This window comes from Kineococcus halophytocola (genome assembly GCF_041276425.1).
GTDB lineage: Bacteria > Actinomycetota > Actinomycetes > Actinomycetales > Kineococcaceae > Kineococcus > Kineococcus halophytocola.
The window spans coordinates 1-22,149 of record NZ_JBGFTU010000033.1 but is presented as its reverse complement, the minus strand read 5'-3'; the positions used below and the strand labels follow the sequence as shown (position 1 = coordinate 22,149).

Sequence of the window (22,149 nt, the reverse complement as noted above, 5' to 3'; positions counted from 1 at the left end):
CAACAACGTGCGCCCGCACGAGGCGATCGCTTGGAACCGCCCTATGGAGGTCCACACCGGCATCGCCGACCCGATGGTGCCCAACTTTCCCGAACCCCAGAACCTGCCAACTACTTGACGCGAGACATACCCCGCCCCGAACGCCTGCTGGCAGATGGACGCCACCGAGTACGTCCTCACCGGCGGCCGCAAGTGCGTGATCTTCCAGCTCCTGGACGATCACTCCCGCTACGCCCTTGCCTCCCTCGTCGCTGCCGGCGAGACCGCCGCGGCAGCCATCGCCACCTTCGACAAGGCCGTCGCCGCGCACGGTGTCCCGCAGCGGCTGCTGACCGACAACGGCACCGCGCTGAACCCATCCCGGCGCGGGCGGGTGGGCCGGCTCGTCGAGCACGTCTCCCGCCTGGGGGTAGAGACGATCACCGGCAAGCCGTACAAGCCCACCACGCAAGGCAAGAACGAGCGCTTCCACCAGACCCTGTTCCGCTACCTGGACCAGCAGCCCCTGGCCGACAGCTTCGTCGAGCTGCAAGCGCAGGTCGACGCCTTCGACCACGTCTACAACACCCAGCGGCCCCACCAAGGGCTACCAGGTCGGGTCACACCCCTGACGGCGTGGCAGGCCACCGCCAAGGCGGCGGCGCCGCGCCCGCACTTCGAGCGGCCCCAGCCCGCCGTGCCGTTCATCGAGACGTTGGCGCCGCTGCACGACTCCCAGCGTCGTCACGCTCGCGCTCAGTCCCGCCCGAGCGTGGTGGGCTCGCCTACGGACACACCTGTGAACCCGCCGATCGCTGTGCCGCTGGACCTGCACGTCGGTACCCGTCTCAGGACGCTGACCAGCGCCGGCACCTTCATGCTGAACTCGGTGCAGTACAGAGTCGATGGGCAGTACGGCTTCAAGCAGGTCCTCATCACCACCGACGGCGACAAGATCATCGTCACCGACCTCGAGGGCGAGGTCCTCATCGAGCACACCCGCCCCGCCCCGGGAGTGAAGTACGTCGGCAACGGCCGACCCGCGGGGCGGCGGCGACTCAACCCGGCGACTGTCACCGATGTCCTGACACATCGAGTGTCACCAATGTCCTGATGCAGAACTGTCACCGTTGTCCTGATACATCACACACCCGTTCGGCGAGGGCGGTGATGCCGTAACTTCATGTACGGCAACGTTTTACGCGTTGTCGACTGTGGATGGACGTCGTGGGCGGCGGGCTGGTTCCAGTCGTGTGCGCCGAGCCGCGAGGAACAGGTTCCCTGTCCCAGGAGATCGGCGGCGGTCGCCGTCCCGGGCAGGTGACGGCCATCGACAGCACCCGCGTGGTCTGTCCTGGTTGCACCCGGAGGGCGGGACGAGCGCGTGTTCTCCGCGGGTGGGGCTGAGAACGAACCGCACGCGCTGTTGCGTCGCGTTCCACCACCCATCACGTCCCAGCAGGTGTCAGAACGTCACACACCGCCCGACCGCGGCCGTCGACACGACCGTGACGGCGGGGCGGTGCGGCTGAACCGCCGACCGCCCCGGTGACGCTGCTCGCGCGGCTCGGGTCCACCTGCCGGCCACCCGCTCATCCGCGCCCGCAGCGGCGGGACCCCGCCTCCCACCGCCCGGGGTCCTCAGCTCACCAGGACGGTGACGGTGTGGATGAACAACCCCACGAGCCCGCCGACGACGGTCCCGTTGATGCGGATGAACTGCAGGTCCCGGCCGACGTGCAGTTCGATGCGCCTCGCGGCGTCGTCGCCGTCCCAGCGCGCGACGGTGTCGGAGATGACGGTCGCCAGTTCCGGGGCGAACCGGCGCACGACGTGCCCGGCGGCGTCGGTGAGGTGCCGCTCGACGCGGGCCGCGAACGCGACGTCGTCCACGAGCCGGTGCCCCACGTCGACCAGGGCCTCCTCGCTGCGGGTGCGCAGCGAACTGCCCGGGTCGGCCAGGGCGTCGGCCAGGAAACCCCGCACGCTGGACCACAGACCGGCCACCGTGTCCGCGAGGCCGGGGGAGGTGAGCAGGCGCTGCTGGAACTCGTCGGCCTTGGCCCGGGTGTCCGGGTCGTGCTGCAGGGCGTCGGCGTACCGGGCCAGCAGGTCGTCGATGGCCTTGCGGCCGGAGTGCCCGCGGTCCTCGACCATCTCGTCGATCCAGGACTGCGCCTCGGTGTGGACGCGTTTGCCGAGCCGGTCGTTGAGCCAGTCCGGCACCCACAGCGGGGCCCGGTCGGTGACCAGGCGCCGGACCAGGGACTCGTTGCGGCGCAACCACGTCTGCACCTCCACAAGGGTGAGGTCGACGACGGGGTGGTGGGTCCCGTCGCGCACGACCTCCTCCAGGAGCCTGCCCAGGGTCGGGCTCCACGGCTGGGCGGCCAGGCGCCGGACGAGCACCTGGTCGATGACCGCGGTGACCTCCTCGTCGCGCAGGATGCCGAGCGCGCCGGTGAGGATGGTGGAGGCCTCCTCCACCACGCGGCGCGAACCCCCGCGCTCGCACAGCCACGACCCCACCCGCCGCGGGATCCCGGCCCGCTGCACCTTGTCGCGCACGACGTCCTCGGCGAGGAAGTTCTCGGCGACGAAGTGCTCCAGGCTCTTGCCGAGCGCCTCCTTGCGGCGCGGGATGAGCGCGGTGTGCGGGATCGGCAGCCGCAGCGGGTGGCGGAAGATCGCCGTGACGGCGAACCAGTCCGCGACGGCCCCGACCATCGCGGCCTCGGCGGCGGCGTTGACGAACCCCCACCCGCCCGCCCGCCCCACCGTCAGCGCGTAGCCGACCGCGGCCAGGGCGCGCAGCCCGGTGGCCAGCAGCCGCATGCGGCGCAGCGCGGACCGGCGCTCCTCGTCGGTGACCTCGTCGGTGACGCCGACGCCTGTGCCGACGCCTGGGCCGACGGCCGGGGCGGACGGGCGGGTGGTGCTCACGGGATCGACCTCACCGGGTCATCCTCACCCACGGGTCACCCGCTCACGACGCGGCTCCCGAGCGCGCCGCCCGCAGCACCTTCGCGACGACGCTCTCGCCCGCGGACCCGGCCACCGGCGGCAGGCCCACGCCCTCGCAGGTGACGTCCGCTCCGGGGGCGGTGCCCTCGGTGAGGAACCGGTCCACCACCTCGTCCACGCACGGGTTGCCCATGCCGTACAGGCCGTGGTCGCCCTCGTCCTCGACCGTCACGAGCACCGAGGACCCCATCGCCTCGTGCGTCTTCACGGCGCCCTCGTAGGCGGTGGCCGGGTCGCGGCGGGACTGGACGATGAGCAGCGGCGGCAGGTCGGCCCCGTCCACGGTGGGCAGCACGAGACCGTCGCGCTGCCAGTAGGCGCACACCTGCGAGGACTTCGTGTACCCGACGAGCGGGTACCGCTCGCCCTGCTCGTTCCCGTAGGCGTTCCAGAAGTCCTGGTCGGTCGTCCACGGGCTGTCGTTGCACGTGGTCGCGGCGAACGTCGCGGCCATCGACTCCGCGGCCGGGGGCCGGTCGGCGGCGGGGGCCAGCTGCCGGACGAGGTCGGTGAGCCGACCGGACAGGGCGGCCGGCACCGCGGCGGCCGAGACGCCGGGGCCGCGGAACGCCTCGACCACCTGCAGGCCGCTGAGGATCCACGCCAGCTGCGGGAAGGACGCCTTGCCGTACATCGACTGCGTCGCCAGGGCGTCCAGGAGGTTGCCGTCCACGACCAGGCCCGGCAGCAGGTGCAGCGGCCGGGCCGCCAGCCCGGCGCGGAGGCGCTCGTACGTGGCGCCGACCTCGGCCCCCGTGGCGCCCAGGCCGAACGTCGCGTTCCCCGCCGCCGCCCAGGGCGCGAAGTCGACGTCGAAGCGGCGCTGGAAGGCCATCGGCTGGTAGGAGAAGACCTCCTGGTAGCCGGCGGTGGCGTCGACGCTGGAGTCGAGCACGAAGCGCCCCACCCGCCCGGGCAGGTGGGTGGCGAACTGCGCGCCGAGCCAGGTGCCGCCGGAGTAGCCGACCCAGTCGATCGTCTCGCGGTCCAGGGCGTCGCGGACGAGGTCGATGTCGAAGACGGTCTGCTGGGTGTCGACGACGGGGGCGAGCGGGTCGTCCGCGCACGCCTGCGCGGCGTCCTGGACGATCTTCGCGGCCAGCGCGAGCGCCTCGGGGGAGCGGTCGCGGGTGTCCGGCGGCGTCTGGCCCGTGAAGGCCGACCCGCAGGTCAGCGCCGAGCTGGCCCCGGTGCCGCGGACGTCGAGCCCGATGACCTCGGTGCCGCCCAGGCCCGGGACGACCGATCCGAGGGAGGCCAGGGACAGCCCGGCACCGCCCGGCCCGCCCGGGTTGGTGATGACGGTCCGCTCCGGGCGCGGACCCTGGCGCGGTTCCCGGCTGATGGTGACCTGCAACGGCTCCCCGGCCCCGGGGTCGTTCCAGTCGCGGGGGACGGTCACCTGCGCGCACTCCAGGCCGCTGGTCAGGCTGGCCAGCAGGCCGACCTGCTCACCCGAGCACGGGGCCCAGGTGAGCTGCTGGTCGCGGTAGCGCTCGGGGGTGCGGGCGAGGAAGTCCGCCTCGGCCGCGGCGACGGTGGCGGGGCGCGCGGTCCCCAGCGGGGACGGTTCCGGCGCGGTCGCGGCCCCCGCCGGGCCCGCGGCCAGCAGCGGCCCGGCCAGGGCCAGGACCCCCGCGGCGGCGGTCCCGGCGCGGCGGACGGAGCGGGAGCGGTGGTGCATGAGGGTGGGCCCTTCCCAGGAGTCTGCTGTGAGGAGACCATCCACGCGCACGGGGGACACCCCCGCCAAGGGACGAGGGTCGGGGTGCGGGTCCGACCTTCGGACGATGGCGCCGGTAGCGTTCCGGCGTGCCTGGATCTGCCGCCGCCGTCGGCGCGCTGCCGGGGGAGGACCCCCGCACCGCCGCCCGCACCGTCTTCGGGGAGCTCGGCGACCCGCCGCACGTCCCCCACCTGCCCCTGCTCCCGGCCCGGGGTCCGGGGGCGGACCCGCTGGGACGCACCGCGTCCCTGCTCGTGGACCTGCCCGTGGACCGCCAGCCCGCGGGCTGGCGCTTCGTCGACGCCCCCGGCCGCGACGCCGCCCGCGCCGACGCCTTCCTGCGCGCCGACCTCGACGAGCTGGCCGAGGCCGCGGACGGGTGGACGGGTCCGCTGGCGCTCGCGGTCGTCGGGCCGTGGTCGCTGCTGGCCGCCGTGGAGCTGAACCGCGGCGAGCGCAGCGTCTCCGACCCCGGGGCCCGCCGCGACGTCGTCGCCTCCCTGGCCGAGGGGCTGTCCCGGCACGTCGCGGACGTGCGCCGGCTCGTGCCGGGGGCGCAGGTCGTCGCGCACGTCGAGGAGCCCTCGCTGGCCGCCGTCCTGGCCGGGCGGCTGCCCACCCAGTCCGGGTACGGGACGCTGCGGGCCGTCGACCGCGCCGAGGTCCGCGACGGGTTGCGCGCCGTCCTGGCCGCGGTGCGGGCGGCCGGGGCCGACCCCGTGGTCCGGGTGGACCCGGCGCAGGCGCCCTGGTCGCTCGTGCGGGAGGTGGGGGCCACCGGGGTGGCCCTCGACGTGCGCGACCTCGGCCCGGCCGGGTGGGAGTCCGTCGCCGCGTGCGTGGAGGACGGGCTCCGGTTGTGGGCCGGGGCCCTGCCGGTGCCGACGCGGACAGGGCTGCCCGCCCCCTCCGACGCGGCGGTCGTCGACGCGGTCCGTCAGCCCTGGCGGCGCATCGGGTTGCCCGCCACCGCCCTGGCCGACGTCGTCCTCATGCCCGCCACGGGGCTGGCCGACGCGCCGCCGGCGGTGCTGCGGGACCTGCTGACCCGGCTGCGCGCGGCGGCCACCGCCCTGCAGGAGGCCTCCGGTGACTGACCCGGTGAGCGACCTGACGTTCCGCGACGCGACCGCCGACGACGTGAGCGCCGTCGTCGACCTCGTCGAGTCGGCCTACCGCGGGGAGAGCAGCCGCGCCGGCTGGACCACCGAGGCGGACCTGCTGCGGGGCCGGCGGACCGACACCGCGGGCATCGCCGCCGTCGTCGCCTCGCCGGCCTCGTTCCTGTTGCTGGCCCACCGCGAGGACGTGCTCGTCGGCTGCTGCGAGCTGCGCCGGACGGCGGACGAGCCCGGTCCCGTGGCCTACTTCGGGACCTTCGCGGTGAGCCCGGCCGCCCAGGGCGGCGGGATCGGGCGGGCGCTGCTGGCCCGCGCCGACGCCGAAGCCGTCACCCGCTGGGGGTCGGGCGCGCTGGAGATGACGGTCATCGCCCAGCGCACCGACCTCATCGCCTGGTACGAACGGCTCGGGTTCCGCGGCACCGGTGAGCGCCGCCCGTTCCCCTACGGGGACGAGCGGTTCGGGATCCCGCAGCGGGACGACCTGGAGTTCGTCGTCCTGCGCCGCCCCACCGCGGGCACCCCGCGCTGATCAGCGCGCGGAGAGGTCGGCCTGCACCTCGATCGTGAGGAACTCGTCGTCCTCCGGGACACCGGGGGTGCGGCCGGTCGAGAACGGGTAGTTGTTGTCGTTGCCGACGACGATGCGGTGGTCGCCGACGACGTCGATGCTCTCGATCGTGGTGAACGGGAACGTCACGAACCCCGAGTCCTGCGACAGTTCCCCCGCGACCCCGTCGGGGTCCGGGACGGCCATGAGGTTCACGAGCTGGGTCTTGCGCGGGTGACCGGTCGCGTCGGTGACGCTGGTGTCGATGAGGAACACGGCCTTGAACACCGCGGTGGGGCCCTGCCCGCCGTCGCGCTCGAGGACGAGGAACCGGTGGTCGTCGACCTGGGTCATGTCCCCGATCGCGTTGCCGGGGGATTCCAGGCGGTAGGTGAACGCCTCGCCGCGGTAGCGGCCCTGGCGGGTGTCGTACCGGTACGCGCGCAGGTCCTGGCGGTCGTCCCCGGCGACGGGCCCCTCGAGCAGCGGGAACAGGTAGCGGCCGTCGGCCGACTGCGCCATGCCCTCGAACCCCTTGCTGGAGGCCAGGTTCGGCGTGGCGGTGCCCAGTTCGGGGTTGTCCGGGGACTGCACCCCGGGCAGCGGGACGGGAGCCTGGATCAACCGCCCGGCCGCGTCGGTGTGCAGCAGGTAGGGGCCGAACTCCTCGCCGAACCAGAACGTCCCGTCCGGGGCCTGCCGGAAGCTCTCGGGGTCGAAGTCGGCGCCGGTGAGCCGACGGTCGGGGCGGGTCAGCGGCCAGGAGACCTTGCCGAAGGGGTCGGACAGGGTGAACCCGCCGGGGGCGACCTGCAGGGTCCCCGTGCCGTCGCCGGTGTCCACGAGCCGGTGGACGGCCAGGAGGAAGTCGGCGCTGTTGGCCTTGGTCCCGTACCCGTTGTCCGAGAGCACGAGGTAGGACCCGTCGGGCTGGACGAGGTTGCCGGAGAAGCCCTGGACGGGCTGGGCCGGGAACGGCACGGGGACGCCGTTCGCGGTCTCGATCCCGGCGCCGCTGGGCACCGGTTCGCCGAAGGTCGCGGCGGGCAGGAGCTGGCGGTCGAGCAGCCGGGCGCTCTGGGCGGGGAAGTCCGTGGCGGGGGCGTGGTCGTCGGCCGCGGCGCCGGAGGAGGTCAGGGCCAGGGCGGTGGCGGCGGCGAGGACGACCGGGGCCGCGAGGGCCCGGCGGGGGTGGCGGGGGATCATGGCCGTGACCGTAGGGACCCTGAGCGTCCGCTGAGCGACGACGGGGTGAACGCTCGTGGGCACGTGTCGGACCCTCGCGGCAGGATGAGGACCGTGAGCGAACAGAGCACGCCCCCTCCCGGTGCCACGCCCGGCTCTCCCGCGCCCTCCGCGGCCCGGCACCGCTGGCAGGAGCTCGTGGCCGAGATCGAGGCCGCCCGCTTCGCGTACTACGTGCGCAACTCCTCCCCGCTCAGCGACGGGCAGTACGACGAGCTGGAGCGGGAACTGCGCGCGCTAGAGGAGCAGCACCCGCAGCTGCGGACGCCGGACTCCCCGACGCAGACGGTGGGGGGCACGTTCTCGACGGAGTTCGCCGCCGTCGACCACCCCGAGCGGATGCTCAGCCTCGACAACGCGTTCACGCTCGACGAGTTGTCGGCGTGGGCGGCCCGCGTGGAGAAGGAGGTGGGCGAGGGGGCCCGGTACCTGTGCGAACCGAAGATCGACGGCCTGGCCCTCGACCTGGTCTACGAGCAGGGCCGCCTCGTGCGCGGGGTGACCCGCGGCGACGGGCGCACCGGTGAGGACGTGACGTTCAACGTCCGCACCCTCGCCGACGTCCCGCAGCGCCTCACGGGCGAGGACGTGCCGGAGTTCCTGGAGGTCCGGGGCGAGGTGTTCTTCCTCCTGGAGGGGTTCGCCGGGATCAACGCCGCGCTGGTGGAGGCCGGCAAGCCGCCGTTCGCCAACCCCCGCAACGCCGCGGCGGGGTCGTTGCGGCAGAAGGACCCCCGGGTCACGGCCTCCCGCCCGCTGCGCATGCTCGTGCACGGTGTCGGGGCCCGCCGGGGCATGGAGAACGCCTCGCAGTCCCAGGCCTACGAGAAGCTCGCCGCGTGGGGCCTGCCGACGTCCCCGCGGGTGAAGGTGGTCGACACGCTGCCCGAGGTGGCCGAGTACGTCCGGTACTACGGCGAGCACCGGCACGACGTCGAGCACGAGATCGACGGGGTCGTGGTCAAGGTCGACCAGGTCCCGCTGCAGCGCCGGCTGGGGTCGACCTCGCGCGCGCCGCGCTGGGCCATCGCGTTCAAGTACCCGCCGGAGGAGGTCACCACGACCCTGCTGGACGTGCAGGTGAACGTCGGCCGCACCGGCCGGGTCACCCCGTTCGCCGTCCTCGAGGCGGTGAAGGTGGCCGGCTCGACGGTCCGGATGGCGACCCTGCACAACGCCGACGAGGTCAGGCGCAAGGGCGTCCTCATCGGTGACACCGTCGTCGTGCGCAAGGCCGGCGACGTCATCCCCGAGGTGCTCGGACCGGTCGTGGACTCCCGCACCGGCGACGAGCGCGAGTTCGTCATGCCCACCGTGTGCCCCGAGTGCGGGATGCCCCTGGCGCACCAGCGCGCCGACGACGTCGACATCCGTTGCCCCAACTCCCGCTCCTGCCCGGCCCAGCTGCGCGAGCGCGTGTTCCACGTCGCCGGCCGCGGGGCCTTCGACATCGAGGCCCTCGGCTACGAGGCCGCGACCGCGCTGCTGCAGGCCGGGGTCATCCAGGACGAGGGCGACCTGTTCACGCTGACGGAGGAGGACCTGGCCCGGGTCCCGCTGTTCACCACCAAGGCCGGGACGGTCTCGGCCAACGGGCGCCGGTTGCTGCAGCACCTGGACGACCGGAAGTCCCAGCCGCTGTGGCGCGTCCTCGTCGGGCTGTCCATCCGGCACGTCGGCCCCACCGCGGCCCGGGCCCTGGCCGACCGGTTCGCCTCGATGGAGGCGATCGAGGCGGCGAGCGCCGAGGAGATCGCCTCCTGCGAGGGCGTCGGCCCCACCATCGCCGAGGCCGTCGTGGAGTGGCTGGCCGTCGACTGGCACCGCGACGTCGTCCGCAAGTGGCGCGAGGCCGGGGTGCGGATGGCCGACGAGCGCGACGAGTCGACCCCCCGCACCCTGGAGGGCCTGACCGTCGTCGTCACAGGGTCGCTGACCGGCTACTCCCGCGACGAGGCGAAGGAGGCGATCCTGGCCCGCGGCGGGAAGGCGTCCGGTTCGGTCTCGAAGAAGACCGACTTCGTCGTCGTGGGGGAGGCCGCCGGGTCCAAGGCCGACAAGGCCGAGCAGCTGGGGCTGCGGATCCTCGACGAGGCGGGGTTCACGGCGCTGCTGGCGGGTGGGCCGGACGCGGTCGCCGTGCCGGAGGACGACGCGGACGCGTGACGGCGGGGCCGGGATGGCGATCCCGCGCCGCTCCGTCCGCGCGGGTGGGTCACCGCGGGACCCCGGCCCGGCGCAATAGACTCACCGATCGTGTCCGCCATCTCCCGAACCGAGGTCGAGCACCTCGCGCGCCTGGCGCGCATCGACATGTCCGACGAGGAGCTGGACCGCACGGCGGGTCAGCTCGACGCGGTCCTCGATGCCGTCGCGGCCGTCGCGAAGGTCGCCACCGACGACGTGCCCGCCACCTCGCACCCCGTGCCCCTGACCAACGTGACCCGGCCGGACGTCGTCCGCCCGGGCCTGAGCGCGCAGGAGGCGCTCGCGGGCGCCCCGGCGGCCGAGGACGGCCGGTTCCGCGTCCCGATGATCCTGGGGGAGGAGGCGTGAGCGTGAACGAGCTCGTCCAGTGGGACGCCACCCGGCTCGCCGAGGGCCTGCGCAGCGGGGTCGTCTCGGCCGAGGAGGTCACCCGCGCCCACCTGGACCGCATCGACGCCGTCGACGGCTCGACGTCGGGGCCGAACGAGTCCGGGGTGCACGCCTTCCTGCACGTCGACCACGAGGGCGCCCTGGCTCGCGCCCGGCAGATCGACGCCGACCGGGCCGCCGGGGCCGAGCTCGGACCCCTCGCCGGTGTGCCCGTCGGCGTCAAGGACGTCCTGACCACCCGGGGCCTGCCGACGACGGCCGGGTCCCGGATGCTGCAGGGCTGGGTCCCGCCGTACGACGCCACCGTCGTGCGCGAGCTGCACGCCGCCGGTCTCGTCGTCCTCGGCAAGACGAACATGGACGAGTTCGCGATGGGCTCGACCACCGAGCACTCCGCCTACGGCGTCACCCGCAACCCGTGGGACCCCACCCGCATCCCCGGTGGTTCCGGCGGGGGGTCCGCGGCGGCGCTGGCGGCCTTCGAGGCGCCGCTGACGATCGGCTCGGACACGGGCGGGTCCATCCGCCAGCCCGCGGCCGTCACCGGCACCGTCGGCGTCAAGCCCACCTACGGCGCGGTCTCCCGCTACGGGCTCATCGCCCTGGCCAGCTCCCTGGACCAGGCCGGGCCCTGCGCCCGCACGGTCATGGACACGGCGCTGCTGCACGCGGTCATCGCCGGGCACGACCCGTACGACTCGACGTCGCTGCCCGACGCCGTGCCGGACGTCGTCGGCGCGGCCCGGCAGGGGGCGACCGGTGACCTCGCCGGGGTGCGGATCGGGGTGGTGACGGAGCTCTCGGGCGAGGGGTACGAGCCCGGCGTCGTCGCCCGCTTCGAGGAGGCGCTGGCGGAGTTCCGCGCCGCGGGGGCCGAGGTCGTGGAGCTGAGCCTGCCGAACATCGTCCACGCGCTCGCCGCGTACTACCTCATCCTGCCGAGCGAGGCGTCCAGCAACCTCGCCAAGTTCGACGGGATGCGCTACGGCCTGCGGGTCGTGCCCGAGGGCGAGAACGTCACCGCCGAGACCGTCATGCGGGCCACCCGCGCCGCCGGGTTCGGCGAGGAGGCCAAGCGCCGCATCATCCTCGGCACCTACGCCCTGTCGGCGGGGTACTACGACGCCTACTACGGCAGCGCGCAGAAGGTCCGCACGCTGGTCCAGCGCGACTTCGACGCCGCGTTCGGGGACGTCGACGTGCTCGTCTCCCCGACCGCGCCGACGGTCGCGTACCGGCTGGGGGAGAAGCTCGACGACCCGCTGGCCATGTACGCCGGTGACGTCGCGACGATCCCGGCGAACCTGGCGGGCATCCCGGGCATGTCGCTGCCCGCGGGCCTGTCCGACGGGCTTCCGGTGGGGCTGCAGATCCTCGCCCCGCAGCGGGCCGACGACCGGTTGTACCGGGTCGGCGCGGCGCTGGAGACGCGGTTGAACGACAAGTGGGGCGGGCCGTTGCTCGCGCAGGTTCCGACGTGGCAGGGGGTGTCGGCGTGAGCGCCGAACTGGTCGACCTGGTGGATTACGACGAGGCGGTGGCGGAGTTCGACCCCGTCCTGGGCCTCGAGGTGCACGTCGAGCTGAACACGAAGACGAAGATGTTCTCCGGCGCGCCCACGGAGTTCGGCGCCGAGCCGAACACCCAGGTGGACCCGACGTCGCTGGGTCTGCCCGGTGCGATGCCGGTGCTGAACGCCAAGGCGCTGGAGTCGGCCGTCCGCATCGGGCTGGCGCTGAACTGCTCGATCGCGCAGTCCTGCCGGTTCGCCCGGAAGAACTACTTCTACCCGGACATGCCGAAGAACTTCCAGACGTCGCAGTACGACGAGCCGATCGCGTTCGACGGCTACCTCGACGTCGACGTGCCGGCCTCGGAGGACGGGTCGAAGCCGGCGTTCACCTACCGGGTGCTCATCGAGCGCGCCCACATGGAGGAGGACACCGGGAAGTCCCTGCACGTCGGGGGGTCCACGGGCCGCATCCACGGCGCGGAGTTCTCCCTCGTGGACTACAACCGCGCGGGCATCCCGCTCATCGAGATCGTGACCCGTCCCCTGGAGGGCACCGGTGACCGGGCTCCCGACGTGGCCCGCGCCTACGTCGCCGCGCTGCGCGACCTGCTGCGCGCGCTCGACGTGTCGGACGTGAAGATGGAGCAGGGGTCGCTGCGCTGCGACGTGAACCTGTCGCTGCGGCCCTCGCCGGAGGCGAAGCTCGGGACCCGCTCGGAGACGAAGAACGTCAACTCGCTGCGGTCGGTCGAACGGGCCGTCCGCTACGAGGTGTCCCGGCACGCGGCGATCCTGCGGGCGGGGCGGAAGGTCGTGCAGGAGACGCGCCACTGGCACGAGGACACCGGCCTGACGACGTCGGGCCGGGAGAAGTCCGACGCCGAGGACTACCGGTACTTCCCCGAACCCGACCTCGTGCCGATCGTCCCGGACCGGGCGTGGGTGGAAGAGCTGCGCGCCGCCCTGCCCGAGCCGCCGGCCCAGCGCCGCAAGCGGTTGCACGCCGAGTGGGGGTTCTCCGACCTGGAGTTCCGCGACCTCGTCAACGCCGGCGCGCTCGACGTCGTGGAGGCGACCGTGGCCGCGGGCGCCTCGCCCGCCGCGGCCCGCAAGTGGTGGTCCGGGGAATTGGCCCGCCGCGCCAACGCCGACGGGGTCGAACTCGCCGACCTGCGCGTCACCCCGGCCGACGTGGCCGAACTCGCTCAGCTCGTCGAGGCCGGCAAGCTCACCGACCGCCTGGCGCGGGAGGCCCTGGAGGGCGTCCTGGCCGGTGAGGGGTCGGTGGCGCAGGTCGTCGAGGCCCGCGGCCTCATCGTCGTGCAGGACGACGGCGCGCTGAACGCCGCGGTCGAGAAGGTCATCGCCGCCAACCCCGACGTCGTGGAGAAGATCCGCGGCGGCAAGGCGCAGGCGGCCGGTGCCCTCATCGGTCAGGTCATGAAGGAGATGAAGGGCAAGGCGGACGCCGCGCGCATCCGCGAGCTCATCACCGAACGCGTCGGCTGAGCGCGTCGACGACGAGCCCGGTCGCCCGCGCCACGAGCGCGGGGTCGGGCTCGTCGTCGGGGCCAGGCTCGTCGGAGAACACCGCGACGACCCACGGCGCCCCACCCCCGGGCGGCCACACGACGCCGACGTCGCCCTGGTGGCCGTAGCGGCCGGCCCGGCCGGTCTTGTCACCCACGACCCACCCCGGCCGGACCCCGGCCCGGATCTGCTCGTCCCCGGTGGTGTTCCCCCGCAGCCACCCGGTGAAGACGTCCCGGTCGCCCGCGTCCAGGGCATCGCCCACGGCGTACGCCCGCAGGCTGCCGGCGAACGCGCGCGGGGAACTGGTGTCGGCCACCTCACCCGGCACCCACCGGTTCAGCTCCGGTTCCTCCCGCTCGGACTCGGTGACGGTGTCCCCGAGCTCGCGCAGGTCCTCCTCGAAACCCGCCGGTCCGCCGAGCCGGTCCAGCAGGAGGTTCCCGGCGGTGTTGTCGTTCACGGTCACCGCCGCCGCGGCGACCTCGCCCAGGGTCAGGGTTCCGCCGACGTGCTGCCCGGTGACGGGGGAGTGGGGCACGAGGTCGGTGACCGGGACGCGCGTGGCGAGGTCGGCGCCGGAGGCGAGGACGGCGGCCGCGGCCAGCGCCTCGTACGTCGAGGCGTAAGCGAAGCGCTCGTCGGCGCGGTGCGCGACGGTGCGCTCGGACCCGGTGTCCACGGCGAACACCCCCAGCCGGGCCCCGAACTCCTCCTCCAGCGCGGCGAACCCCGGGTCGGGGACCGGAGCGGGGGTCGTCGCCGTGGGTGCGGGTGGCGTGCTGGTCGGTCCGGCGGTGGGAGCGCCGGCGCACCCGGCCAGGAGCACGGCGCAGGACAGCAGCCCCGCGACTCGTCCGCTCACCGCCCCTCCCGGCGGCGCACGACGCGGTTGAGCACGAGGTCGACGGCGAACCCCAGCACCAGGGCGATGACGATGCCCAGCGCGGCCCCGGCCAGCGGTGTCGACTCGATCCAGTGGCCCGCGAGGGACCCGATGGCGATGGAGTACGCCGCCCACGTCAGCGCGGCGAGCGCGCTCAGCCCGACGAACCGCGCCCGCGGGAACCGCACCGCTCCCGCGGTGAGGTTCACGGCGATCCGCCCGACCGGGACGTACCGGGCGGCGAGGATCGCGAACGCGCCCCGCTTGCCGAGTTCCACGGCGGCGCGGGCGAACGCCTTCTCCAGCCGCGGGTGGCCGGCGATCCAGCGGCGCAGCGGGGAGTGCCGGCCCATCGCGTAGGTGAGGTTGTCCCCGACGAAGGCGCCCACGACCGCGCAGGCGAACAACGCCCACCGGTTCGGGTGCCCCGTGTCGGCCGCGATGGCCGACAGGCCGATGACGACCGACTCGCTCGGCAGCGGCGGGACGAAGGCGTCCAGGGCGGCGAGGGTGAGCACCGCGGCCAACACCCACGGGGACCCCGCGTGCTCGGTGACGAGCGCGTTGAGCTGGTCGAACACCTGCTCACCCTGCCACGTCCGCCTCCTGCCGGGCGGGGCGGTCCGCGTCCTTCCACGCCCGGCCCACGCAGGGCGCGAGCGTGACGAGGAGGTACAGGGCCCCCACGACCCACAGCACGGGGACGACGCCGACCCGGTCCGCGCCCCACCCGGCGACCAGCGAGCCCGCGGGCATCCCCGCCCAGGCCCCCGCGGCCACGAGACCGGCGACGCGGGCCCGCATCCGCGGGGCCACCCGCTCGAGCTGCACCGCGCCCAGGACGGGGTTGATGGCCCCGGCGGCCAGGCCGCAGGCGAGGACGACGACGAGGGTCAGTTCCAGGGAGGGTCCCGTGGCCAGCAGCAGGAAGCGCGGGGAGCCGGCCACCAGGAACGAGAACGCGATCACGCGGCGTCGGGACCAGCGGCGGGTGAGGCGGTGCGCCTGCAGCGCCCCGATCGCGGCGCCGACGCCGAACACCGCGCTGACCCAGCCGAACGCCGCCGGCTGCCCCCACGTGTCGCGGGCCACCAGCGGCAGCAGGACCGTCAGGCCGGCGTCGAAGGCGTTGGTGGCCAGGACCAGGAGCACCACGGCGCGCAGCAGCCCGTCGCGGCGGACGACGTCGAACCCCTCCCACAACCGGCGCAGGTAGGCCCCGGCGGGGCGGGCGGCCGTCGACGTGTGCGGCACCGCGAGCAGGACGAGCGTCGCGCTCACGGCGAAGGTCGCCGCGTCCAGCCAGAGCACGGGCAGCGCGCCGAACCAGCCGACGAGGGCGGCCGTCGCGGCCACGCCCAGGAGCTGGGCCACGCGCCCGGCCCCGTCGAGGGCTCCCGTCGCCTTCAGCAGCGGCACGTCGTCGCCCGCGCAGACCTCCGGCAGCATCGCGTGCCGGGCGGCCTGGCCGGGGGCGTCGAGCAGACCCGTGGCCACGAGCAGGAGGACGAGCCCCCAGAACGGCAGGCCGACCGTCCCGGCCAGCAGCGGGACCGCGGCGATCGTCACGGCACCGACGACGTCGGCGGCGATGCTCGTGCGCCGGTAGCCGACGCGGTCGACGACGGTGCCGCCGAACACCCCGCCGACGACGACCGGCACGACCGCTGTCGCCGAGGCGATCCCGAGCTGCAGGCCGCTGCCGCCGGTGGCCAGGACGTGCAGCGGGACGGCCACCTGGGTCGCCGCGTTGCCCGCGGCGCTCGCGGTGTGCGCGGCGACCAGCGCGCGCAGGGGTCTCACGGCCGGGGGAACAGCGCGTGGAGGGCCAGGACGGGGCGCGTCCCGGGCCGGTCGCGGTCGGACCGCGCCAGCCAGCGTTCCCACAGCTGCCCGACCTCCGCGGCCATCTCCGCGAGCTCGGCGGCCGTGAGGTCGAGGGACAGGTCGCCGGACGAGGCGGCCTCGGCCCACTCCGGCGGCAGGTCGTGCTCGGCGTCCAGGTACGCCTCGTGCGCGTCGGCCAGGCCCCGGACGAAGCTCTTGCGCAGCGCGGTCGAAGCCGCCGAGCGCTCGGGGTCGCTCGTGTCCAGCGGGGAGGGGGTGCGGGTGAACGCGTGGACCGAGCGCCACCACCGCTGCCGGCGGTCCGGTGCGTGCTCGGGCGCCTCGGCCACCAGCCCCACCTCGGCCAGTCGGGAGAGGTGGTAGCTGATCGAGCCGGGGGCCTCGTCGACGGCCCGGCTGAGGGTCCCCACGCTGCACGGCCCGTGGACGCGCAGCTCGCCGAGCAGGCGCAGGCGCGTGGGGTGGGCCAGCACGCGCATGGTCGCGGGGTCGGTGAGCTCGACGGCGGGGAGGTCGGCGGGGAGGTCCACAGCCTCACGGTAGAAGCACAAGAGTTCTTCCACAAGACCTCTTGTGGAACTGGGACGGCCCGGTCGCGTCGAGGCGCGTATCGTCCGGCGCGTGAAGGTGCTCTCCATCCAGTCCGCCGTCGCGCACGGCCACGTCGGCAACTCCGCGGCCGTCTTCCCGCTGCAGCGCATCGGGGTCGAGGTCGTCCCCGTCAACACCGTGAACTTCTCCAACCACACCGGCTACGGCGCCTGGCGCGGCCCGCTCATCGACCCCGCCGACGTCGCCGACGTCCTGACCGGGGTCGAGGAGCGCGGGGTCTTCCCCCAGATCGACGTGGTCCTGTCCGGGTACCAGGGCGGGGTCGGCATCGGGGACGTCATCGTCGACGCCGTCCGCCGGGTCAAGGCCGCGAACCCCTCCGCGGTGTACGCCTGCGACCCGGTGATGGGCAACGCGAAGTCCGGGTGCTTCGTGGCCCCCGAGATCCCCGACCTGCTGCGCGACCGCGTCGTCCCCGTCGCCGACCTCATCACCCCGAACCAGTTCGAGCTCGGGTACCTCACCGGGACCGAACCCACCACGCTGGAGTCGACCCTGGCCGCGGTCGACGCCGCGCGGGCGATGGGCCCGTCCACCGTCCTGGTGACCAGCGTCGAACGGCCCGACCGCGAGGAGGGCACCGTCGAGGTTCTCGTCGCCGACGACGCCGGCGCCTGGATCGTGCGGACCCCCATGCTGCCGTTCAAGGCGAACGGGTCCGGCGACGTGACCGCCGCCCTGTTCTCGGCCCACCACCGCAGCACCGGCGACGCGCGGATCGCGCTGGAGCGCACCGTGTCCAGCGTGTTCGACCTCATCGAGGCGACCTACCGCTCCGGGGAGCGGGAGCTGCAGCTCGTGCCGTCCCAGGAGGTCTACGCGAACCCGCGGATGCAGTTCACCGCCGAGCGCGTGCGCTGAGCGGGCGGGGTTCACGCCTCACCGCAGCAGCGGGGACAGGTTCTCCACCCACACGTCGTGGCCGACCTTGACGATGAGGGCGGCCACGACGACGAGGAACACCGTGCGGATGAACCGCGTCCCGCGCGAGACCGCCATGCGCGAGCCCAGGTAGCTGCCGCTCATGTTCGCCACGCCCAGCAGGACACCCAGGCCCCACGCCACGGCGCCGTGCGGGGCGAAGAACAGCAGCGCCCCGAGGTTGGTCGAGAAGTTGACGATCTTCGCCTTGGCGCTGGCCTGCAGGAAGTCGTACCCCAGCAGGCTCACCATGGCGATGACGAGGAACGTCCCCGTGCCCGGGCCCAGGACCCCGTCGTAGACGCCGATCGCCGCTCCCACCGCGATCGCCGCGCGGTAGTGGGCGTGCCCGGAGAACCGCAGGGCCGTCGCGGTGCCCAGCGCGGGCCGCAGGAGCGTGATGGCTGCGACGGTGATCAGGGCCACGACGATGACGGGTTTGAAGACGGCCACCGGCAGGGCCGCCGCGATCGAGGCCCCACCGAAACTGCCGACGAGCGCGACCGCCGCCATCGGCAGCGCCGTGCGCAGGTCCGGTCTGGCCCGGCGGTAGTACGTCATGGCGCTCGTGCTCGTCCCGAAGATGGACCCCAGCTTGTTGGTGGCCAGGGCCTGCACCGGGGTCAGCCCGGGCACGAGCAGCAGCGCCGGGAGCTGCAGCAACCCACCGCCGCCGACCACGGCGTCGATCCACCCGGCCGCGAACGCCGCGAGCAGGAGCAGCAGGAGGACCGGGACCGTCAGGTCGGGGGGGAACACGGCTCCATCCTGCCGCCCCCCGGGCTCACGACGACAACGGCACCGAGACCAGCCGGTCGTCGCCCGGCCGCGGGTCCCCGCGGAACGTGTTCGAGGTCAGGACCCACAGCGACCCGTCCGGCCCGACCTCCACGGTGCGCAACCGGCCCAGGCCCTCCTGCAGGTACGCGTCGGGGGTGCCGGTCGGGCCGTCGGGGTTCAGCGGGACCCGCCACAACCGCTGACCGCGCAGCGCGGCGACGTACACCGCGTCGGGGGTCACGACCAGACCCGAGGGGGAGGCCTCGTCGGTGCGCCACGTCTGCACCGGGGCGATGAACCTCCCGCCGCCGTCGCCGGGACCCTCGACCTCGGGCCAGCCGTAGTTCCCCCCGGGCCGGATGACGTTCAGCTCGTCCCACGCGTCCTGGCCGAACTCCGCGGCGATGAGGCGCCCGGTGGAGTCCCAGCCCAGCCCCTGCGGGTTGCGGTGGCCCAGGGACCACAGGGGGGACCCGGCGGTGGGGTTGTCCGGCGGCACCGACCCGTCGGGGTTCAGCCGCAGGATCTTCCCGCCCAGGGAGGCCGGGTCCTGGGCGGCGGGACGGTTCTGCGCGTCGCCGGTGGCCACGTACAGCTTGCCGTCCGGGCCGAACGCGATCCGGCCGCCGTTGTGGGTGGAGTTCTTCGGGATGCCCGTCAGCACCGGCGTCGCCTCACCCAGGCGGTTCTGCGCCAGCGTGTACCGCACGACGCGATTGTCGTCGCGGGCGGTCTGGTAGAGGAACACGTGCTGGTCGGTGGTGAACTCCGGCGACAGCGCGATCCCCAGCAGACCGCCCTCACCGCCGGGCACCACGTCGGGCACCCGGCCCTCGGGCCCGTCCGCGCCCAGGACGGTGGACACCCCCGGCCCCACCTGCACGACCCGGGCCTCGTCGCGCAGCGTGACCAGCGCCGTCCCGTCGGGCAGGACCGCCAGGCCCCACGGCACGTCCAGGCCGGTGGCGACGTCCACGGGGTCACCGGGGAACCCGACGGCCGCCGCCACTGGGTCCGGTGGCACCGCGGTGCTCGCGCCGGGGGCGGGAGTGGCCACCGTCGGGGTCGGGACGGGGGCCGGGGTCGCGGGGGCCTGCCCCGTGTCCGAGCACCCGAGCAGGAGCGTCCCGGCGAGGGCGGCCGGGACCAGGGCCGTGCGTCTGCGGGTCACCGGTCCATCCTCACCCGGATGCGGCTAGCGTGCCCGCGTGAGCGAGCACGTCGTGGTGAGCGTCCCCTCCGAGTCCTGGGCCCGGGCCCTCGGCCCCCTCGAGGGCGCCGAGGTCGTCGTGTGGGACGGGAGGGCCCCCGCCCCCGACCCCGCACCGGCCCTCGTCGTGCCGCCCTACGTCGCGACCCCGGACCTGTCGGCCCTGCCCGCGGGCGTGCGCGCCGTGCAGCTCCTGACCATCGGCCACGACGGCGTGCCCGAGCAGCTGCCCGCCGACGTGCTGCTGTGCAACGCGACCGGAGTCCACGAGACGTCGACGGCCGAGCTCGCGGTGGGACTGGCGATCCTGTCGCTGCGCGGCCTGGACGAGGACGTGCGCTCCATGGGCGCGGGGGAGTGGAAACCCTCCCGGCGCACCTCCCTGGCCGACCGGCGCGTCCTCGTCCTCGGCTGGGGCGGGGTGGGCCGGGCCGTCGCGCAGCGCCTCGCCCCCTTCGAGTGCTCGGTCACCGCCGTCGGCACCCGCGCACGCGTCCAGGACGGGGTCGCCGTGCACGCCGTGGAGGAACTGCCCGACCTGCTGCCCGCGCACGACGTCGTGGTCCTGGCCTGCCCGCTCACCGACCGCACCCGCGGGCTCGTGGGGCGGGAGTTCCTCGCCGCGATGCCCGACGGGGCGCTGCTCGTGAACGTGGCCCGCGGGCCCGTCGTCGAGACCGGCGCGCTCGTGGAGGCGCTGCGCGGCGGGCGGATCCGCGCCGCGCTCGACGTCACCGACCCCGAACCCCTCCCGGCCGACCACGAGCTGTGGACGCTGCCCGGCGTCGTCGTCACCCCGCACGTCGGCGGGAACTCCACGGCCTTCCGGCCGCGGATGGTCGCGCTGCTGCTCGATCAGGTCGCGCGGCTCGTGGCGGGGGAGGGGCTGCGGAACGTCGTCGTCCGCGACACCCCCTGATCCCCCGGCCACGAGCTCGCCGGGCCGGTCAGAACCCCGAGCGCGGAACCCCCTGCCCCGGGTCGATCCTCGTGGGGCCGGCGGCGCTGGGGCGGATGTCGACGTCGAAGATCGCGGTCGGCAGGTAGACCGTGGCGCAGGAGTTCGGGATGTCCACGACACCGGACAGGCGTCCCTCGATGGGCGCCGCCCCCAGGATCATGTACGCCTGTTCGGGGGTGTACCCGAACGTCGTCAGGTAGTCGATGGCGTGCAGGCAGGCCCGCTGGTAGGCCAGGTGGGAGTCGAGGTAGCGCTGCTCGCCGTCGAGCGTGACGGACGTGCCGGAGAACGCGAGCCACTGGCTGTGCTGCGGGTCGGTGTTCCCCGGCATGAACACCGCGTTCTCGTGCACGCCGTACAGGTCCATCCCACCGGGGATGACGTCGAGGTGCAGGTCGATGAACCCGCCCATCTCGATGGCCCCGCAGAACGTGATCTCCCCGTCGCCCTGGGAGAAGTGCAGGTCACCCACGGACAGGTTCGCGCCGTCCACGTACACCGGGTAGAAGACGCGGCTGCCCTTGGTGAGGTTCTTGATGTCCTGGTTGCCGCCGTTCTCCCGGGGAGGGGCGGTGCGGGCGGCCTCGGCCGCGGCCCGGGTGAACGCCTCACCGGTCAGCCCGCCGAGGATCGCGTCCTGGGGGAGCGGGGGCAGGGCCAGCGGCGGCACGCGGTCGGGGTCGGTGGCGATGAGGGCGGCCTCCCGGCTGTTCCAGCGTCCCAGCAGGTCGTGGGAGGGGGCGGTGCCCATGAGGCCGGGGTGGACGATCCCGGTGAACGAGACGCCAGGGACGTGCCGGGAGGTGGCGGTCTGGCCGCGGAAGTCCCAGACCGCCTTGTAGGCGTCGGGGAACTGCTCGGTGAGGAAACCCCCGCCGTTGCGGGTGGCGAAGATGCCGGTGTACCCCCAGCCCTGCCCGGCCAGGGGAGCGGAGTCCTCCTGCGGGATCGGGCCGACGTCCAGGATGTCGACGACGAGCAGGTCACCGGGTTTCGCGCCCTCGACCGCGATGGGGCCGGACAGGACGTGGACGGTCGAGAGCGGCGCGTCGCGGATGTCGTCGGCCGAGTCGTCGTCGTGGATGGCCCCGTCGAACCACTCCCGGCAGTGCACCCGGACGCTGGAGTCGCGCGCGACGTGGACGGCGGCGGGGATGTCGGGGTGCCAGCGGTTGTGGCCGACGATCTGCTGCTCGGTGAAGCGCTTGGTGGAGTCCAGGGGGAACACGACGTCGGGCATCAGGTCTCCTCGGGTGGACGGGCGGGGTTCAGCGACGCGGGGGCAGGGAGGTGACGACCCGCGGTTCGTGCGCCGACCGCTGCGTGGACTCGATGAGCCGGCGCGCGGCGGGGTCGCCGAACGACAGCAGCGGCGCGGTGAAGACCCGGCCGCAGTCGGCGGCGCAGGTGGGGCAGGGAGTGCCGGGCGGCGCCTGCCCGAGGGGGCGGTGGACGTCGAACTGCCCGTGGTCGCTGCAACGGTAGGCGTACGTGGTCACTCGTGCCTCCACTCGCTCGTGAGAGGTTGTCCTCAAAGGGGGTGATGTGTGCACGGTAGGACCATGAGCGTCCCCACCAGGACTCCCTACCCCTCCGACCTCACCGACGCCGAGTGGGACATCGCCCAAGCCCACCTACCCCACGA

Annotated in this window: 19 protein-coding genes and 1 pseudogene; 9 read left to right on the top strand and 11 right to left on the bottom strand. The window is 74.2% G+C overall.

Annotated features, from left to right (window positions below):
* Positions 1 to 118 precede the first annotated feature (118 nt).
* Positions 119 to 1,093: pseudogene (locus tag AB2L27_RS19360) on the top strand (integrase core domain-containing protein); the annotation flags it as partial.
* Between the two features lie 527 nt (positions 1,094 to 1,620).
* Here AB2L27_RS19360 and AB2L27_RS19355 read toward each other — a convergent pair.
* Both AB2L27_RS19355 and AB2L27_RS19350 read right to left on the bottom strand, forming a co-directional pair.
* A complete protein-coding gene (locus AB2L27_RS19355) occupies positions 1,621 to 2,922 on the bottom strand; it encodes a DUF445 domain-containing protein (RefSeq protein ID WP_370443130.1) in 1,302 nt (433 codons plus the stop codon).
* Between the two features lie 43 nt (positions 2,923 to 2,965).
* Positions 2,966 to 4,687 carry an alpha/beta hydrolase gene (locus AB2L27_RS19350; protein WP_370443129.1) on the bottom strand — a complete coding sequence of 574 codons (1,722 nt, stop codon included), beginning with the start codon at positions 4,685 to 4,687 and terminating at the stop codon, positions 2,966 to 2,968.
* A gap of 128 nt (positions 4,688 to 4,815) precedes the next feature.
* On the opposite strand from AB2L27_RS19350, the gene AB2L27_RS19345 reads away from it, so the two are divergent.
* Entirely contained in the window at positions 4,816 to 5,826 is a 1,011-nt protein-coding gene (locus tag AB2L27_RS19345; protein ID WP_370443128.1) for a uroporphyrinogen decarboxylase/cobalamine-independent methonine synthase family protein, read from the top strand.
* Positions 5,819 to 6,382 carry a GNAT family N-acetyltransferase gene (locus tag AB2L27_RS19340; protein ID WP_370443127.1) on the top strand — a complete coding sequence of 188 codons (564 nt, stop codon included), beginning with the start codon at positions 5,819 to 5,821 and terminating at the stop codon, positions 6,380 to 6,382. The genes AB2L27_RS19345 and AB2L27_RS19340 overlap by 8 nt, the downstream gene beginning before the upstream one ends.
* Here AB2L27_RS19340 and AB2L27_RS19335 read toward each other — a convergent pair whose 3' ends face one another.
* The gene (locus tag AB2L27_RS19335; protein ID WP_370443126.1) at positions 6,383 to 7,606 is read right to left on the bottom strand and encodes an esterase-like activity of phytase family protein; all 1,224 of its coding nucleotides are present in this window, start codon (positions 7,604 to 7,606) and stop codon (positions 6,383 to 6,385) included.
* Between the two features lie 93 nt (positions 7,607 to 7,699).
* On the opposite strand from AB2L27_RS19335, the gene ligA reads away from it, so the two are divergent.
* The 4 genes from ligA (at position 7,700) to gatB (ending at position 13,265) form a co-directional block, all read left to right on the top strand.
* Positions 7,700 to 9,811, top strand: a complete 2,112-nt coding sequence (ligA, locus tag AB2L27_RS19330; RefSeq protein ID WP_370443125.1) for an NAD-dependent DNA ligase LigA — start codon at positions 7,700 to 7,702, stop codon at positions 9,809 to 9,811.
* A 90-nt stretch (positions 9,812 to 9,901) separates the two neighbouring features.
* Complete coding sequence (gene gatC / locus AB2L27_RS19325; RefSeq protein WP_370443124.1) at positions 9,902 to 10,201, top strand: Asp-tRNA(Asn)/Glu-tRNA(Gln) amidotransferase subunit GatC; 300 nt, start codon at positions 9,902 to 9,904, stop codon at positions 10,199 to 10,201.
* A 2-nt stretch (positions 10,202 to 10,203) separates the two neighbouring features.
* Positions 10,204 to 11,742 (top strand): Asp-tRNA(Asn)/Glu-tRNA(Gln) amidotransferase subunit GatA, encoded by a 1,539-nt coding sequence (gatA, locus tag AB2L27_RS19320; protein WP_370443123.1) that lies wholly within the window; start codon positions 10,204 to 10,206, stop codon positions 11,740 to 11,742.
* On the top strand, positions 11,739 to 13,265 hold the full coding sequence (gene gatB / locus AB2L27_RS19315; protein WP_370443122.1) for an Asp-tRNA(Asn)/Glu-tRNA(Gln) amidotransferase subunit GatB: 1,527 nt from the start codon (positions 11,739 to 11,741) through the stop codon (positions 13,263 to 13,265). The genes gatA and gatB overlap by 4 nt, the downstream gene beginning before the upstream one ends.
* Here gatB and bla read toward each other — a convergent pair.
* The 4 genes from bla to AB2L27_RS19295 are packed head-to-tail and all read right to left on the bottom strand — an operon-like array spanning position 13,246 to position 16,550.
* On the bottom strand, positions 13,246 to 14,151 hold the full coding sequence (gene bla / locus AB2L27_RS19310) for a class A beta-lactamase (RefSeq protein WP_370443121.1): 906 nt from the start codon (positions 14,149 to 14,151) through the stop codon (positions 13,246 to 13,248). The two genes, gatB and bla, sit on opposite strands and share 20 nt — an antisense overlap.
* The gene (locus AB2L27_RS19305; protein WP_370443120.1) at positions 14,148 to 14,753 is read right to left on the bottom strand and encodes a DedA family protein; all 606 of its coding nucleotides are present in this window, start codon (positions 14,751 to 14,753) and stop codon (positions 14,148 to 14,150) included. Before AB2L27_RS19305 ends, bla begins: the two co-directional genes overlap by 4 nt.
* 4 nt (positions 14,754 to 14,757) lie before the next feature.
* Positions 14,758 to 15,975 carry an MFS transporter gene (locus AB2L27_RS19300; protein WP_370443119.1) on the bottom strand — a complete coding sequence of 406 codons (1,218 nt, stop codon included), beginning with the start codon at positions 15,973 to 15,975 and terminating at the stop codon, positions 14,758 to 14,760.
* A complete protein-coding gene (locus AB2L27_RS19295) occupies positions 15,972 to 16,550 on the bottom strand; it encodes an ArsR/SmtB family transcription factor (protein ID WP_370443118.1) in 579 nt (192 codons plus the stop codon). The genes AB2L27_RS19300 and AB2L27_RS19295 overlap by 4 nt, the downstream gene beginning before the upstream one ends.
* Positions 16,551 to 16,641: 91 nt before the next feature.
* Here AB2L27_RS19295 and pdxY point away from each other — a divergent pair, with 91 nt between their 5' ends.
* A complete protein-coding gene (pdxY, locus tag AB2L27_RS19290; protein ID WP_370443117.1) occupies positions 16,642 to 17,493 on the top strand; it encodes a pyridoxal kinase PdxY in 852 nt (283 codons plus the stop codon).
* 18 nt (positions 17,494 to 17,511) lie between these two features.
* On the opposite strand, the gene AB2L27_RS19285 is transcribed toward pdxY, so the two are convergent.
* Positions 17,512 to 18,312, bottom strand: a complete 801-nt coding sequence (locus AB2L27_RS19285; RefSeq protein ID WP_370443116.1) for a sulfite exporter TauE/SafE family protein — start codon at positions 18,310 to 18,312, stop codon at positions 17,512 to 17,514.
* Positions 18,313 to 18,337: 25 nt separating this feature from the next.
* Positions 18,338 to 19,504 carry a PQQ-dependent sugar dehydrogenase gene (locus tag AB2L27_RS19280; protein ID WP_370443115.1) on the bottom strand — a complete coding sequence of 389 codons (1,167 nt, stop codon included), beginning with the start codon at positions 19,502 to 19,504 and terminating at the stop codon, positions 18,338 to 18,340.
* 37 nt (positions 19,505 to 19,541) lie between these two features.
* Between AB2L27_RS19280 and AB2L27_RS19275 the strand changes: the two genes are divergently transcribed.
* Positions 19,542 to 20,462: a 2-hydroxyacid dehydrogenase gene (locus AB2L27_RS19275; RefSeq protein WP_370443114.1), complete on the top strand. Its 921-nt coding sequence runs from the start codon at positions 19,542 to 19,544 to the stop codon at positions 20,460 to 20,462.
* 28 nt (positions 20,463 to 20,490) lie between these two features.
* Here the strand turns inward: AB2L27_RS19275 and fmdA are convergent, their stop codons facing one another.
* Positions 20,491 to 21,744 carry a formamidase gene (gene fmdA, locus AB2L27_RS19270; protein ID WP_370443113.1) on the bottom strand — a complete coding sequence of 418 codons (1,254 nt, stop codon included), beginning with the start codon at positions 21,742 to 21,744 and terminating at the stop codon, positions 20,491 to 20,493.
* A gap of 28 nt (positions 21,745 to 21,772) precedes the next feature.
* On the bottom strand, positions 21,773 to 22,003 hold the full coding sequence (locus AB2L27_RS19265; protein ID WP_370443112.1) for an FmdB family zinc ribbon protein: 231 nt from the start codon (positions 22,001 to 22,003) through the stop codon (positions 21,773 to 21,775).
* Positions 22,004 to 22,149: the final 146 nt, after the last annotated feature.

Bases quoted from the DNA above. Each gene is read 5' to 3' on its own strand.
- AB2L27_RS19350 (WP_370443129.1), bottom strand. From the start codon at position 4,687: ATGCACCACCGCTCCCGCTCCGTCCGCCGCGCCGGGACCGCCGCCGCG.
- AB2L27_RS19335 (WP_370443126.1), bottom strand. From the start codon at position 7,606: ATGATCCCCCGCCACCCCCGCCGGGCCCTCGCGGCCCCGGTCGTCCTC.
- fmdA (WP_370443113.1), bottom strand. From the start codon at position 21,744: ATGCCCGACGTCGTGTTCCCCCTGGACTCCACCAAGCGCTTCACCGAG.